Source organism: Frigoribacterium sp. SL97 (genome assembly GCF_026625765.1).
Taxonomy (GTDB): Bacteria; Actinomycetota; Actinomycetes; order Actinomycetales; family Microbacteriaceae; genus Frigoribacterium.
In genome coordinates, this window is the sequence record NZ_CP113062.1 from 3,522,348 (window position 1) to 3,537,649 (window position 15,302).

A 15,302-nucleotide genomic window follows, 5' to 3' on the forward strand; every position below is an offset into this window, starting at 1 on the left:
GGTGCGACCCGACCGCCCGAGCCGCCCGAGCGGCCCCGGCACCCCGGGCCACGCGCACGCGCCGCCCCGCACCCGGTAGCGTCGCGGCATGCACGCCCTGCCGCCCGGAGCCCTCCGCATCGTCCACCTCAGCGATGCCCACCTGCTCGCCGACGGGGCCCTGCACCAGGGTGTCGTCGACACGACCGAGGCCCTCGACCTCGTGCTGGCGGAGGCCGCGCGGGTCGAGGGGGTGCGACTGCTGGTGGGGTCGGGTGACCTGTCGGACGACGGGACCCGCGCCTCCTACCGGCACCTCCTCGAACGCACCGACGCCTGGGCCCGAGCGGCCGGTGCCGAGGTGGTGCTCGTGCCGGGCAACCACGACGTGCGCGAGCCCTTCGCCGAGGTGCTCGGCGGCGACCCGGCGAGGCCGCTCGACCTCGTGCGCGACGTCGACGGCTGGCGGGTGGTCGGGCTCGACACGTCCGTGCCCGGGGCCGGCTACGGACTGCTGCGACCCGAGCAGCTCGCCTGGTTGCGCGACGAGCTCGCGACGCCCGCCGAGCGGGGCACCGTGCTCGTGCTGCACCACCCGCCGATCGCGGCGCCGACGACCCTGCACGAGTCGCTCGCCCTGCAGGACCCGGAGGCGCTGGCCGCGGTCCTCGAGGCGTCGGACGTCCGCGTCGTCCTCGCCGGGCACTACCACCGCCACGTCGTCGGCCACCTCGCGGGCGTCCCCGTGGTGGTCGCGCCCGGGGTGGCGAACGACACGGACGTGCTGGCGACCGTCGGCACGGAACGGGCCGTGCGCGGCTCGGGCTTCGCCGTGGTCGAGGTGGCGGCCGACGGGTCGGTGCGCTCGACCGTCGTGCGCGCGCACGACCCGCGCGACGGCGACGAGGTCTTCGTGCTCGACGAGGCCGCCGTCGCCCGCATCGCCGCCGAGGCCGGACCGTCGCCCAGGGGCCGCGCGTAGGCTCGGGACAGGCCTGCCGCCCACCCGGGGTCGGCGCCTGGCCGATCGTCGAGTCGTGAAAGTGAGACCCCCATGCGCGTGGTCGTCGTCGGAGCCACGGGCAACCTGGGCACCGCCCTGCTCACCCGTCTGCAGGCCGAACCCGAGGTGACCTCCCTCGTCGGCGTCGCCCGCCGGGGGCCGCGCATGGCGACGCCGCCGTACGGCGAGGTGACCTGGTTCTCGATCGACGTCGGGGCCGACGACTCACCCGTGGCCCTCGAGCGGGCGTTCGCCGGGGCCGACGCCGTCGTGCACCTCGGCTGGGCCCTGCAGCCGAGCCACCGCAAGGCCGTCATGTACCGCACGAACGTGCTCGGCACCTCGCACGTCCTCGACGCCGCCGCCCGGGCCGGCGTGCCGCACGTGCTCGTCGCGTCGTCGGTCGGCGCCTACTCGCGGGGCCCCAAGGGTCGACGCGTCGACGAGACCTACAAGACCAAGGGCGTCCGCCGCTCCAGCTACTCGAAGCACAAGTCGATCAACGAGCGCGTCATGGACGCCTTCGTCGAGCAGCACCCCGAGGTCACGCTGACCCGCATGCGCCCGGGCCTCGTGTTCCAGGCCTCCGCGGCGAGCGAGATCGTCGGACTCTTCGCCGGTCGCTGGGTGCCCACCCGCTGGATGCAGCGCGTGCGCCCCCCGTTCATCCCGCTCGCCCCGCGCTTCGTGTCGCAGGTCGTGCACGCGAGCGACGTCGCGGACGCGTTCTGGCGGGCCATCGACCGCCGCGCCGGTGGGGCCTTCAACCTCGCCGCCGAACCCGTGGTCGACCCCGACCGCATCGCCCGGGCCTTCGGCTCCCGCCTGCTGCCCGTGCCCTACCGCCTGTTGCGCGCCGTCGTCCAGCTCACCTGGCTGGCCCGCCTGCAGCCGACCGAGCCGGGCTGGCTCGACATCGCGGCCAAGATCCCGGTCATGTCGACCGAGAAGGCCCGGGACGTCCTCGGTTGGACGCCCCGTCACACCTCGGACGAGACCCTGCGCGAGTTCGCCCACGCCCTCGCCCACCGGACCAACCACGAGGGGTCGCACCCGCTGCACGGCTGAGCGGCGGGCCCCAGCTCGAACCGCGAGGCCGGGCCCGCGCCCGCGCCCGCGCGAGCCGCGCGCCCGTGCCACCTGCCAGCCCGCGCGAGCTGCAGCCCCTACGGCAGCGTGAGCTCGAGCAGCCCGTCGGCCCGCACGGTCACCGACACGTCCTCGTACCCGGCGACGCGCGGCAGCCCGTCGGCGGCCGGACCGTCGTGGTCGCCCACGACCACGACCGAGGCTCCGGAGGCGCGGGCGGCCTCGAGCCCCGCCGCTGCGTCCTCGAAGACGACGACCTCGCCCGGGTCGACGCCGAGCAGCTCGGCAGCCAGCAGGTAACCGTCCGGGGCCGGCTTGCCCACCGCCACCTGCTCGGACGCCAGCACGACCGCGGGCCAGGGCACGCCCGCCTCGGCCATCCTCGACCGCGCCAGCTCGTGGTTCGCGCTCGTCACGAGGGCCACCCGGTCACCCGGCAGGCTCGCCACGAAGGCGGCGGCGCCCGGGATCTCGACGGTCCCGTCCCGGGTGCCCGCCTCGACCGCCTGCAGCCCGTCGGTGAGGGACCGTGCCTCGTCCTCGGGCAGCCGGGGCAGGAACCGGGTGACGGTGTCGTGGGTCTGCCGGCCGTGGGCGAACGCCAGCAACTCGACGACGTCGAGCTCGTGTTCGGCCGCGAAGTCGCCCCAGATGCGTTCGACCAGGGCGGTCGAGTCGACGAGAGTGCCGTCCATGTCGAACACGATCGCGCGGCAGGTGAGGGTCGTCATGGCCACAGTCTGCCCCGGCGCACATGCGGCACGCACCCCCACGGCGTACCGTGCCCGCATGCACGAAGACGAGCAGGACACGAAGACCGGCACCACCACGGGCGACGCCACGACGGCCACGGACGGCGTCGGCTACGCAGGCACCGCCGAGACCGCACCGGACCGTCGCGACGCCGACGACCCGACCGCGGACTTCCCGCGGAGCGAGGCGACCACCGCCGAGATGCAGCGGTCGGCGACGGAGGACTCCCCCGCCGTGGACTCCGACACCGACCTGGACGCGGTCCAGGCCCTGCCCGGTGAGGGCGGGCCGGACGACGGCGGCGACATCGAGGTCGACCCCGACGACCTCAACCTCTCGGGCGACTCGATCCCCGGCCACCCGAAGCCCGGCGAGCCCGATCCCGCCGACGCGCCCTCGGGTGACGGCGCCGCGCCGTCGCACCCGAAGCCCGGGCCGCCCCGGCCCCGCGGCTGACGCCTCCCGGACCGACCACGAAGGGCCGCACCGTCTCGACGGTGCGGCCCTTCGACGTGCGCGCAGTGGCGCGGGTGGTCCTACGCGTGTGGTGTGGTGCCGGGCGGGCCGCCCCGTGAAGAAGCTCCCGGCCCACCGGGCACCACGCGCCCACCGTGGGCGGGCTCGCTCACGGTACCGCTGCAGTCTGGGCGGGCAAAGAGCACCCTGCCAGGAAAACGCCTGTTCAGCGCCCCGAATTAGCTAGACGTGCTAGTGACTTAAGAGACAGGGTGCCCGATGCGCACCTCCGAGCAGCCGTCGGGCCGATCGAGATCCCGTGGACGTCTAACCTCTCGACGACGAGTGATTCTCCACAGCCTGTCCACAAAGCGAAAACCCGCGCCCGAGGTACGGTCGAGGGCGTGACCGACCTCGCCGCAGACGCCTCCCCCACGACCGACACCGCGCCTCCTGCCCCCGTGCTCGTGGTGATCGACCGGGCCCGGGCCGGCGCCCGAGGCGACGGTCCCGGGTGGCACCTCGCCGACGCGGCGGAGCCGACCGTGAACGTCGTCGACCTGGGCGTGACCCGCGGCGACGGCATCTTCGAGGCGTTCGGCGTCGTCGACGGAGCCGTGCAGGCGCTCGAGCCGCACCTGACCCGCCTGGCACGGTCGGCGGCCCTGCTCGACCTGCCCGTCCTCGACCTCGACCTGATCCGCGAGGCGGTGCTCGCCTCGGCCGCCGCCCACGCGCCCGTCCCGTTCGCGTTGACCAAGCTCATCGTGACGCGCGGCCTCGAGGGCGTGCCCGACAGCGAGCCGACCGCGTGGGCCCGGACCGAGGTCTACGAGGACCACGCCGTCGAGCGCCGCGACGGCATCCGCGTCGTGGCGCTCGACCGCGGCTACCGGCACGACGTCGCGACGACCTCGCCGTGGCTGCTGCAGGGCGCCAAGACGCTCTCGTACGCCGTGAACAAGAGCGTGCTGCGCGAGGCCGCCCGTCGGGGCGCCGACGACGTCCTCTTCGTCAGCAGCGACGGGTACGCGCTCGAGGGGCCGTCGGCCTCGCTCGTCGCGCGTTTCGGCGACCGCTTCGTCACCCCGCGCACCGACCAGGGCATCCTCGAGGGCACGACGCAGGCGGCCGTGTTCGACGCCCTGGCGGACCTCGGCCACGAGACCGCGTACGAGCTGCTGCCGCTCACCCGCGTGCACGAGGCGGACGCCCTGTGGCTGCTGTCCAGCGGACGTCAGATCGCTCCCGTGTCGGACCTCGACGGCCGGCCGTTCGCCATCGACCACGAGCTGACGACGTCGCTGGTCGAGGCGCTCTGGGCCCGTCGCACCTGAGCCCCCGCCGTTCGAACAGATGTCCACCTTGCGAACGATGTGTCGGGCGATGGTGGCGATCACCCGGTGACCTGCGAGAGTCGGGAACGCGTCGATTCACGGCGACGCGACCCGCACCACCCCGTTCCGCACGCGGTCGCAGGGCCGCAGAGATGAGCTGAACACATGAACATCGTCCACGCCTCCGGGCACCACCCCCTCGCGCACGACCTGGCTCCCACCGAGCCGATCGACATCAGCGCACTCCTCCTGGCCGAGGCCGCGGCATGAGCGCCGCCGACCTCGCCCGCCTCAGCCACGACCAGCTCGTGGCGCACGTCCGTCGCTCCGTCGACGTGACCGGCCACTACGCCGCCGACCAGCGGGTGCCCGCCGCTCGCATCGAGGTCTACCCCAAGCGTCGACCCGCCGGTCGAGCCCACCGGTCGCCGGTCGACCCCGGGCCCGTCGTCTGCGGCACCGTCGTCGACATCACGCCGGGACCGAGCTACGCCGACTTCTTCGCCCCCGAGGCGCAGCAGCTCGCCTCCGCCTGATCCCCGTTCGGCCTCGGCCGACTAACACGACGACCGTCGTCCCCTCGGGGCGGCGGTCTTTCGCATGCCCGGGGGAAGCAGGAGGCGCGGCTCCGATCCCGAGAACCGGCACCGCGCCTCCTGCGCTCGCCCCTCCGCCTAGGAGGCGCGGCTCCGCAGCAGCGTGAAGCTCGCGTCGCGCACGAGCAGCGTCGTGACGGCGCCCTCGACCTGCTGGCCGGGGTCGCTCGACGCGGCGAGCTCCCACTCGCCGTGGGGCGCGTCGGGCACGTTGAACTCGACGACCGCCGTCGACCCGTTGACGAGGTAGGCGAACGCGTCGGCGTCCTTGTGGGTCAGCACGAAGGTGATCGCCTTGTTCTCGCCCTGCTGCCAGTCACCGCTCGAGAACGAGTGGTCGTCGGCACGGCGCACCTGCACGTGGTCGTCGCTCTCGACCTCGGGGGCGTACCGGAACCAGTCGGGCCGCAGCGCCGGGTTCTCGCGACGCAGCGTGATCAGCTCGGTCGTGAAGGCGAGCAGGTCGCGGTCGGCGCGCTCCCAGTCGAACCACGAGATCTCGCTGTCCTGGCAGTAGGCGTTGTTGTTGCCGCCCTGGCTGCGGGCGATCTCGTCGCCGCCGAGGATCATCGGCACGCCCGCGCTGAGCAGCAGCGTGCCGAGGAAGTTGCGACGCTGGCGGTCGCGGTACTCGTTGACCGCGGGGTCGTCGGTCGGGCCCTCGGCGCCGCCGTTGAACGACTTGTTGTCGCTCTCGCCGTCCTGGCTGTCCTCGCCGTTCTCCTCGTTGTGCTTCTCGGCGTAGCTCGTCAGGTCGGCGAGGGTGAAGCCGTCGTGCGCGGTGACGAAGTTGACGCTCGACAGCGGCGAGCGGCGGTCACCCTCGTAGACGTCGGGGCTGCCGAGCACGCGGTCCGAGAACGTCGAGAGGACGCCGGGCTCGCCGTTCCAGAACTCGCGCACGTCGTCGCGGAACTTGCCGTTCCACTCCGACCAGTCGGCCGGGAAGCCGCCGACCTGGTAGCCGGCGGTGTCCCAGGGCTCGGCGATCATCTTGACGCTCTGCAGCACCGGGTCCTGGTGGATCAGCGTGAGGAACGCGCTGTGCTCGCTGGCCTCGCCGCCCTGACGGGTGAGCGTCGTGGCGAGGTCGAAGCGGAAGCCGTCGACGTGCATCTCGGTGACCCAGTAGCGCAGGCTGTCCATGATCAGGCCGAGCGCCGCCGGGTGGCTGACGTTCAGGCTGTTGCCGGTGCCGGTCGTGTCGAAGTAGTTGCCCTCGTCGCCCTCGACCAGTCGGTAGTAGGCGGCGTTGTCGATGCCCTTGAACGAGATCGTCGGGCCCATGTGGTTGCCCTCGGCCGTGTGGTTGTAGACGACGTCCATCCACACCTCGAGGCCGGCGGCGTGGAGGTCCTTGACCATCTGCTTGAACTCGGCGACCTGGCCGCCGGCCGTGCCCGCGGCCTTCGAGGCGTACTCGTCGTGCGGGGCGAAGAAGCCGATCGAGTTGTAGCCCCAGTAGTTGCGGAGGCCCTTCTCCTCGAGGTGGCTGTCCTGCACGAACTGGTGCGTCGGCAGCAGCTCGACGGCGGTCACGCCCAGGTCGGTGAAGTGCTTGATCGCGGCGGGGTGCCCCATGCCGGCGTAGGTGCCCCGGATGTCCTCGGGGACGTCGGGGTGCGTCTGCGTGAAGCCCTTGACGTGCACCTCGTAGACGACCGTGTCCTCCATCGGCGTGAGCGGACGCTGGTCGTCGCCCCAGTCGAAGTCGCGGTCGGCGATGACGTTGCGGGGCATGGCCGCGGCGGAGTCGGACTCGTCCATCGTCTCGGGCTCGTCCATGTCGTGCCCGAAGACGGCCTGACCCCAGTCGAACGTGCCGTCGAGGGCCGTCGCGTACGGGTCGAGCAGCAGCTTGTGCTCGTTGTGGCGGAGGCCGGCGGCCGGGTTCCAGGGGCCTGCGACACGGAGGCCGTAGCGGGAGCCGACCCGCGCCTCCTCGACCACGGCGTGGAAGACGTGGCCGGTGCGGTTCGTCAGCTCGAAGCGGCGCTCGGTGCCGCCGTCGGCCTCGTCGTCGAACAGGCAGAACCAGACGTGGTCGGCGGTCTCGGAGTACACCGCGACGTGGGCGCCGCCGTCGGGCAGGGGCGTCACGCCGAGGGGGTAGGGCAGGGAGCGGGAGTCGTTCATGCTCCCAGCAGTACAGGAGGAGCGCCGCCGGCGGCCAAGCTGAGCGCCGTACCCCGCCGAACCGTCCCGCCCGCCCCGCCCGCGCCTCCCCCGCCTGCCCGGCCCTCCCCGCCACGAACCCCGTTCACGAAGATGAACCCCGTTTCCGCGTGGTTCAACTTCGTGAACGGGGTTCATGGCCTCGTGTCGAGGACGACCACGCCTCCCCCACACGCCGGGAGGGAGCTCCCACCGCCCCCAGGCGAGGAGGCGCGGATCACGCTGGTCGGGCGCCGCCCGTCACGCTCGCCCCATGACCAGCACCGCGCCCCACCTCTGCCCGCTCGTCTTCACCTCGACCCACGGGGGCACGACACGCGAGGCGCGACGCCTGCAGCTCGAGGCGCGGCGGGGATCGCTGGTCCGCGTCCATCGGGGCACCTACGCCGCCGCCGCCGACTGGGACGACCTCGACGCGCGAGGGCGGCACGTCGTCCTGACCAGGGCGGTCACCCGAGGGCTGGACCGACGGTGCACGGTCTCCCACGACTCGGCCGCGGCCCTGTGGGGTCTGCCGCGGGTCCACGACGCCTACGCGGACGTGGTGACCGTCATCGATCCTCGGCGGACGACCACGAGGCGTTCGACCGACCTCCTGCGCCGCCCCGGCTCGGTTCAGGCGGCCGACCGCGACGAACTCCACGGAGTGTGGCTCACGAGCCTCGAGCGGACCGCCGTCGACGTGGCTCGGAGCGCCTCGTTCGGCGATGCCGTGCTGTGTGTCGACGCCGTCCTGCGCCGCCTGGTCCTGCCCGACGGACACCGGACGGGCGCTGCCGTCGAGGCCGAGTTCCTCCGCCGACGCACTCGACTCATGTCCCGACTGGGCCCGTCCTCACACCCGGGCGGACGGATGGCCCGTCGCGCCGTCGAGTTCTCGTCCGCGTGGGCCGAGAACGGAGGCGAATCCCTCCTGCGTGTCGTGCTGTTCGAACTGGGCTTGTCGTCGGTCGAGTTGCAGAAGACCTTCATCCTCGGCGACCGGTTCCTCGGACGCTGCGACGTCTTCCTCCGGACCTTCGGCGTCGCGGTCGAGTTCGACGGGCACATCAAGCTCACCGACCCCGAGATCCTCGCCGGACGGACTCCCGCGGAGGCCATCAGGCTTCGGGGACGTCGCGACCGCCGCCTCCTGCGCCATCCCGAGATCCGTCACGTGGTGCACTGCGAATACGCCGATCTGGTGTTCCCGGAGAGGCTGGTCGAACTCCTCCGGGCGGCCGACGTCCTCATCGATCCACGTCGGGTGACGCACGCTGCACGGGTCGCTCGACGGCGCTTCGTCGGGGCGTCCGGATGAACCCCGTTCACGAAGATGAACCCCGTTCAATCGGGGTTCATCTTCGCAAACGGGGTTCGCGCGCGTGCAGAAGGTTGGGGCAGGAGCGGCTAGCTGACGTGCACGTCGGGGCGGCGGCTGCGCGAGGGCTCGGCCCGGCGCAGCACCTCGCGGGTCACCGGTGCGACCTCGCCCACCCCGGTCAGGAAGAACCGCCCCATGTTGGACAGCGGGTTGCCCTCGGTCCACTCGAAGTAGATGTCGGGCACGACGCCGGTCTCGTCGCGGACCGCCAGCAGCACGCTGGCCACGGCGTTCGGCACCGCGCCGCTCGTCGTGCGCAGCACGCGGTAGCCGTGCAGCGCGTGCCCGGTCACGACGAGGTCCTCCTCGAAGTTCGACGAGTCCCCCTTGTGCACCTCGAGGAAGATGACCGGTGAGCGCTGCGGGATGCCGCTGTACTTCCGCTCGGCCGTCAGCTTCTTCTTGTAGATCTCGGCGACCTCGCGCCCCGGCTCGTGGGCGATGACGCGGATCGTGCCGTACTCGTCGGCGTCCTCGCGCACGTATGCGAGCGCGGTGTCGTCCAGGGTGACCGAGGTCGCCCGCAGCTGGAACGACCGCTGCACGCGCGAGACGAGCGACACCGCGATGATCCCGATGATGAAGATCGCGGCGATGCGCACGCCGTCGGGACGCTCGACGACGTTGGTGATGGTCGTGTAGACGAACACGAGGGCGACGACGCCGAAGCCGATCGTGCGCTTCCGCTGGCGCGCGCGTCGCGCCGACAGCGTCACGGCCACGGAGGCGCTGGTGATCAACACGAGGACCCCCGTCGCGTAGGCCCCGCCCTGGGCGTCGACGTCCGCCTCGAACACGATGGTGATGACGAAGGCGATCACCGTGAAGACCAGCACGAGGGGACGGACGGCCCGGGCCCACTGCGGTGCCATGCCGTAGCGCGGCAGGTAGCGCGGCACGAGGTTGAGCAGCCCGGCCATGGCCGACGCCCCGGCGAACCACAGGATGCAGATGGTGCTGACGTCGTACAGCGTGCCGAAGCCGTCGCCGAGGTACTGGTGCGCCAGGAACGCCAGGGCTCGGCCGTTGGCCGACCCGCCGGCCTGGAACTCGGCCTGGGGGATCAAGAGCGTGGTGACGAAGCTCGACAGGATCAGGAACGAGCTCATGATGATCGCGGCCGTGGCGAGCAGGCGACGGGCCCCGCGGATGCGTCCCACCGGCTTGGCCGGGGTGTCGGTCGGGTCGCCGGTGATCTGGGGCATGACGGCCACCCCGGTCTCGAAGCCCGACAGGCCGAGGGCCAGCTTCGGGAAGACGATCAGGGCGATGCCGACCATGACGAACGGGTTGCCGTGCTGCACGGTCAGCGCTTCCCACCAGTTGCCGATGACCACCGGGTTCTCGCCGATGTGGAAGAGCGACACGGCGATGACGACGAGGTTGAGCGTCAGGAAGATCGCGACGAGCACGACCGCGATGCCGATCGCCTCGCGGAAGCCCCGCAGGAAGACGGCGGCGAGCAACGCGACCAACACCAGCGTCAGCGGCACCTCGGCCCCGTGGAACCACGACGGGGCGAACGGGTTCTCGACGGCGTGCGCCGTGGCGTCGGCCGCCGACAGGGTGATGGTGATCATGAAGTCCGTGGCGGCGAAGCCGAGCAGGACGAGGACGAACAGCTTGCCGCCCCACCAGGGCAGCAGGCGCTCGAGCATCGCGATCGAGCCCTCGCCGCGCGGGCTCTCGCGGGCGACGCGGCGGTAGACGGGGAGCGCGCCGAACAGCGTCAGCAGCACCAGCACGATGGTCGCGAGGGGCGAGAGCAGCCCCGCCGCGACGGCCGCGATGGCCGGTTGGTACCCGAGGGTCGAGAAGTAGTCGACGCCGGTCAGGCACATCACCCGCCACCACGAGTGCGTCTTCTCCGGGGTCTCGGCGTGCGGACCCTGGTGCGTCCCCGCGGTCTCGGTGAGGCCGTGCAGCAGCCAGCTCCGCATCCGTCGCGTGGTCGGGTGCGGGGTCGGCGGTGCGACCCTGGCGGGTGACTCGGGCTGCGCGGACACGGGTTCCTCTCGGACGTGCGGGGCGCACCGACCGGGAGGCGGGCACGCGCCCTGCAACGTTAGGCCTCGTGCGCCTCCCGGTGGTGACGTCCGGCGTTAGGAAACCGTGAGGATCCCGACGGCGACCGCGGTCACGCCTCCTCGACGACCTCTGCCCCGGCGTCGGGCACGAAGCGGTAGCCCATGCCGAGCACCGTGACGAGGTGTCGCGGTGCGGCCGGCACGGGTTCGAGCTTCTTGCGGAGTTGCGCGAAGTAGAGCCTCAGGTAGCCGGTGTCCTTCGCGTGGAAGGGGCCCCAGACCTCGGTCAGGATGGTCTCGCGCGTGATCAGCTTGTCGGGGCTGTGCAGCAACAGCTCGAGGATCTTCCACTCGGTCGGCGTCAGCCGGACGGCCGTGCCGCCGCTGCCCGCGCCGCCGCCCGCACCCGCGCCGCCGCGCGCACCCGCGCCGCCGCCCGCGCCGCCGCCCGGACGACGGACCACGGTCTTCGCCGCGAGGTCGACCTGTACGTCGCCGAACGTGACCACGGGCTGCTCGTCGTCGGTGCCCGAGGGCAACCGGCGGGTCTGCGCCCGGATGCGGGCGAGCAGCTCGTCCATCGAGAAGGGCTTCGTGACGTAGTCGTCGGCGCCCGCGTCCAACGCCTCGACCTTGTCGGCGGCGTCGGTGCGGCCCGACACGACGAGGATGGGCACGGTCGACCAGCCGCGCAGACCGGTGATCACCTCGACCCCGTCGAGATGGGGCATGCCGAGGTCGAGCATGACGAGGTCGGGGTGCCGGCTCGCCGCGAGGTCGAGCGCCTCCCGCCCGTCGGCGGCCGTGAAGACGTCGTAGCCGCGCGCGCCGAGGGTCACCTTGAGCGCCCGCAGGATCTGCGGGTCGTCGTCGGCGATCAGGATCTTCACGGCGCTCACGTGGCCGACCGTACCCGATCGGCCTCGCCTGCCCCGCCCGGCCCGGCCTCGCCTGCCCCGCCCGGCCCGGGCACCACCGGCAGCCCGACCACCATGGTCAACCCGCCGCCGGGGGTGTCGTCGAGTGCGAGCGTGCCGCCCATCGCCTCGACGAAGCCCTTGCTGAGCGCCAGCCCGAGCCCGAGGCCCGTGCCGTTGTCGGTGTCGCCCAGCCGCTGGAACGCGACGAGGATCTCGTCCCGCCGTTCGACCGGGACCCCGGGGCCGCGGTCCACGACCCGCAGCTCGACCCGGTCGCCGAAGGCGCTCGTCGAGATGCGGACGCTCGCGTCCGGCGGCGAGTGGCGCAGGGCGTTGTCGAGCAGGTTGACGACCACGCGCTGCAACAGCACGGCGTCGGCCCGCACGGGCGGCACCGTCGCCCGCAGCGCGAGCTCGACGTCGGCCGGCCCGAGGCCGAGCTCGTCGAGGGCGCCGAGCACGACCTCGTCGACGTCGACGTCCGCGGGCGTCACGGCGAGGGCCCCGGCCTGCACGCGGCTGACGTCGAGCAGGTCGGTGACCAGGGTCGAGAGCGAGTCGAGGCTCTCGTGGGCGGTGGACAGCAGCTCGTCCCGGTCGGAGTCGCTCCAGGCGACGTCGGTCTGCCGCAGTCCGCTGACGGCGGCCGTCGCGGCGGCCAGCGGACGACGCAGGTCGTGACCGACGGCGGCGAGCAGGGCGCTGCGCATGCGGTCGACCTCGGCGAGCGGGGCGACCTGGCCTGCGGCCCGGCTCAGCTCGGAATGAGCGAGGGCCGCCTCGACCTGCGCCGCGACGACGTCCAGGAGGCGCCGGTCGGCCGCCTGCAGTTCGGGTCCGGTCAGCTCGAGGGTCGCGTCGGCGCCCGCGGCGATCGACGTGGTGGTCCCGGCCGGGGACCCGGCTCCGGGACGGCCGTCGTCGGCGAGCCGCGCCTCCCCGATCTCGACCCCGCCCTGGACGACGCGCACCCGGGTCATGCCCAGGGCCTCGCGGGTGCGGCCGATCAGGGCCTGCAGGGCGTCCTGGCCGCGCAGCACGCTCCCCGCGACCGTGGCGAGCAGCTCGGTCTCGGCGAGCGCCCGGGCGGCGGCACGGCTGCGTCGTGCGGCCTGGTCGACCACGTAGCTGACGATCGCGGCGTTGAGCACGTACAGCACGAGTGCCGCCAGGTGCAGCGGCTCGGCGATGGTCAGCTGGTAGATCGGCGCGATGAAGAACAGGTCGAGCGTCACGCCCGAGAGCAGCGCCGCGAGCAGGGCCGGCCAGATGCCGCCCGTGACGGCGACCACCACGACCAGCAGCTGGAAGACCAGCACGGTGCCCGCGATGCCGTCCTCCGAGCGGTGCCCGGCCAGCAGCCCGGTGAGCAGCGGCCCGGCCACGAGGGCGAGCACGAACCCGGCGATCACGCGGCGTCGCGACAGGGCCCCGCCGAGTCGCGGCAGCACCCGGTCGCGTCCGGCCGAGGAGTGGGTGACGATGTGCACGTCGATGCGTCCCGACTCGCGGATCACCGTCGAGCCGATGCCGGGCCCGGTCAACGCCGCGGCCAGGCGCCCCCGCCGGCTGACGCCGATGACGAGCTGCGAGGCGTTGACCCCGCGGGCGAAGGCGACGAGCGCGCGGGGCACGTCCGAGCCGACGACCTGGTGGTACGTGCCGCCGAGCTTCTCGACCAGGGCCCGCTGCGCCGCCAGGGCACCCGGCGCTCCCTGCCGGAGACCGTCCTGCGCACTGACGTGCACGGCGACGAGTTCCCCTCCGGAGGACCGGGCGGCGATGCGGGCGCCCCGCCTGATCAGCGTCTCGCCCTCGGGGCCGCCGGTCAGGGCGACGACGACGCGCTCCCGGGCCTCCCAGGTGCTGTCGATGCCGTGCTCGTCGCGGTACGCCTTCAGCGCGCTGTCCACCTCGTCGGCCAGCCAGAGCAGCGCCAGCTCGCGGAGGGCCGTCAGGTTGCCGAGGCGGAAGAAGTTCGAGAGCGCCGCGTCGACCCGGTCGGCCGGGTAGACGACGCCCTCGGCCAGTCGGTCCCGGAGGGCCTGAGGGGCGAGGTCGACGAGCTCCACCTGGTCGGCCGCCCGCAGCACGGCGTCGGGCACCGTCTCGCGCTGCGTCGCCCCGGTGATGCGCTCGACCACGTCGGTGAGCGAGTCGACGTGCTGGACGTTGACGGTCGAGACGACGTCGATGCCGGCGACGAGCAGGGCCTCGACGTCCTGCCACCGCTTCTCGTGGGTGGAGCCGGGGGCGTTCGTGTGGGCGAGCTCGTCGACCAGCGCGAGCTGCGGTGCCCGCGCGAGCACCGCCTCCAGGTCGAGTTCGTCCAGCGCGACGCCGCGGTGGACGACCGCCCGGCGGGGCACGACCTCGAGGTCGCCGACCAGCGCCGAGGTCGCCCGCCGCCCGTGAGTCTCGACGACGGCCACAACGACGTCGACCCCTTCGGATCGCAACCGTGCCCCTTCTTCGAGCATCGTGTACGTCTTGCCCACGCCGGGCGCCGCCCCCAGCACCACCCGCAACTGCCCTCGCTTCATGGGCTCAGCCTGTCACCCCTGCGGACCCGAGCGTGCCGGACGGGGACCACCCGCCGGGCACACGGGAACGCCCCGTGACCACGGGGGCCACGAGGCGTATGTCTCGAGGGGACCTGGCCCCCTCCGTGGTTCAGCTGGAGGGTCGCACCCGACGCGACCCTGCGCGATCTCACAGGGGGTTGTGTGCCTGGTGCCTCTCGAGGCCGTCCGACCCGAATCGGACTCTTGCAGGATACGCGATCCGGAGGCTCCGTTGCCCATTGGGCATGGAAATTCCCAGGAAGCCCCGGCACGATGGTCCGATGCAGCAGACTCCGGCGCGTGGGGACCTCACCCGATTCGGCACGGAAGCGGTCGGCGGGCGCGACGAGAAGCGTCGGGCGACGAGCCGTGGGCTCGCCGACGCGGCCTTCCGACTGGCGACCGAGAAGGGCTTCGACGGCTTCGTCGTCGAGGACGTCACCGCCCTGGCCGGTTACTCGAGGCGCACCTTCGCGAACCACTACTCGTGCAAAGAGGACGCCGTGGCCTCGGTGCTCCTGAACAAGGCGGGCGCGGCGGTGGACGCCTCCGACCTGTCGATGCTGGCGTCCTTCCAGGGCACCGACATCGACCTGCTCGAGCTGCTGCTGCTGTCGGCCGTCGACACCCAGCTCGTGGACTACATGATCAGCCTCCGCCACCTGCTGCGGACGCACGAACCCCTGCTGCCCTACGTGCTCGCGGTCGGCGTCCCCATGACCGAACGCGTCGGCGACGTGATCGGCCTGGCCGTCGGCCCCTCGCGGGACGACCTGACCACGTCCTTGCTGATCCACTCGACCTGGGGTGCCGTCATCGCCGTGCTGCGCGGCGTCTACGACCCCTGGGCCGACACGACCACCGACGACGAACGCGTCGACGCCCTCCGCGCCTACTGGGCGACGACGTTCGAGCGCTTCCGCACGGGCTTCGGCCCCGTGGCCTGAGCCGGTCCGCACCGCACCGCACCGCACGGCACCGCACGGCACCGCGTTTCGTGCACGGCACCGGGTAGAGACGCGGTGCCGTGCACGAAACGC

General features: G+C 72.8%; 12 protein-coding genes. 7 read left to right on the forward strand and 5 right to left on the reverse strand.

Annotated features, from left to right (window positions below; all coding sequences use genetic code 11):
- The first annotated feature begins 88 nt into the window (after positions 1–88).
- Together OVA02_RS17175 and OVA02_RS17180 are read left to right on the forward strand one after the other, a co-directional pair.
- Entirely contained in the window at positions 89–961 is an 873-nt protein-coding gene (locus OVA02_RS17175; RefSeq protein ID WP_267658919.1) for a metallophosphoesterase family protein, read from the forward strand.
- Positions 962–1,033: 72 nt separating this feature from the next.
- Positions 1,034–2,050, forward strand: a complete 1,017-nt coding sequence (locus OVA02_RS17180; protein ID WP_267658920.1) for an NAD-dependent epimerase/dehydratase family protein — start codon at positions 1,034–1,036, stop codon at positions 2,048–2,050.
- 98 nt (positions 2,051–2,148) lie between these two features.
- Here the strand turns inward: OVA02_RS17180 and OVA02_RS17185 are convergent, their stop codons facing one another.
- Positions 2,149–2,802 (reverse strand): HAD-IA family hydrolase, encoded by a 654-nt coding sequence (locus OVA02_RS17185; protein ID WP_267658921.1) that lies wholly within the window; start codon positions 2,800–2,802, stop codon positions 2,149–2,151.
- A 58-nt stretch (positions 2,803–2,860) separates the two neighbouring features.
- Between OVA02_RS17185 and OVA02_RS17190 the strand changes: the two genes are divergently transcribed.
- The 3 genes from OVA02_RS17190 to OVA02_RS17200 all read left to right on the forward strand — a co-directional run bounded on the left by OVA02_RS17190 (position 2,861) and on the right by OVA02_RS17200 (position 5,153).
- A complete protein-coding gene (locus OVA02_RS17190; RefSeq protein ID WP_148053722.1) occupies positions 2,861–3,280 on the forward strand; it encodes a hypothetical protein in 420 nt (139 codons plus the stop codon).
- Between the two features lie 404 nt (positions 3,281–3,684).
- Complete coding sequence (locus tag OVA02_RS17195) at positions 3,685–4,617, forward strand: aminodeoxychorismate lyase (protein ID WP_235452702.1); 933 nt, start codon at positions 3,685–3,687, stop codon at positions 4,615–4,617.
- Between the two features lie 266 nt (positions 4,618–4,883).
- Entirely contained in the window at positions 4,884–5,153 is a 270-nt protein-coding gene (locus OVA02_RS17200) for a hypothetical protein (RefSeq protein ID WP_056047262.1), read from the forward strand.
- A 138-nt stretch (positions 5,154–5,291) separates the two neighbouring features.
- Here the strand turns inward: OVA02_RS17200 and glgX are convergent, their stop codons facing one another.
- Positions 5,292–7,349, reverse strand: a complete 2,058-nt coding sequence (gene glgX, locus OVA02_RS17205; RefSeq protein ID WP_267658922.1) for a glycogen debranching protein GlgX — start codon at positions 7,347–7,349, stop codon at positions 5,292–5,294.
- A gap of 292 nt (positions 7,350–7,641) precedes the next feature.
- On the opposite strand from glgX, the gene OVA02_RS17210 reads away from it, so the two are divergent.
- The gene (locus OVA02_RS17210) at positions 7,642–8,688 is read left to right on the forward strand and encodes a hypothetical protein (RefSeq protein WP_056047265.1); all 1,047 of its coding nucleotides are present in this window, start codon (positions 7,642–7,644) and stop codon (positions 8,686–8,688) included.
- A gap of 89 nt (positions 8,689–8,777) precedes the next feature.
- Here OVA02_RS17210 and OVA02_RS17215 read toward each other — a convergent pair whose 3' ends face one another.
- The 3 genes from OVA02_RS17215 to OVA02_RS17225 form a co-directional block, all read right to left on the reverse strand.
- Positions 8,778–10,691, reverse strand: a complete 1,914-nt coding sequence (locus OVA02_RS17215) for an amino acid transporter (protein WP_267659720.1) — start codon at positions 10,689–10,691, stop codon at positions 8,778–8,780.
- A 197-nt stretch (positions 10,692–10,888) separates the two neighbouring features.
- On the reverse strand, positions 10,889–11,668 hold the full coding sequence (locus OVA02_RS17220) for a response regulator (protein ID WP_056048013.1): 780 nt from the start codon (positions 11,666–11,668) through the stop codon (positions 10,889–10,891).
- Between the two features lie 5 nt (positions 11,669–11,673).
- Positions 11,674–14,241 (reverse strand): ATP-binding protein, encoded by a 2,568-nt coding sequence (locus OVA02_RS17225; protein WP_267658923.1) that lies wholly within the window; start codon positions 14,239–14,241, stop codon positions 11,674–11,676.
- A gap of 302 nt (positions 14,242–14,543) precedes the next feature.
- On the opposite strand from OVA02_RS17225, the gene OVA02_RS17230 reads away from it, so the two are divergent.
- Entirely contained in the window at positions 14,544–15,209 is a 666-nt protein-coding gene (locus OVA02_RS17230; protein ID WP_159825087.1) for a TetR family transcriptional regulator, read from the forward strand.
- Positions 15,210–15,302: the final 93 nt, after the last annotated feature.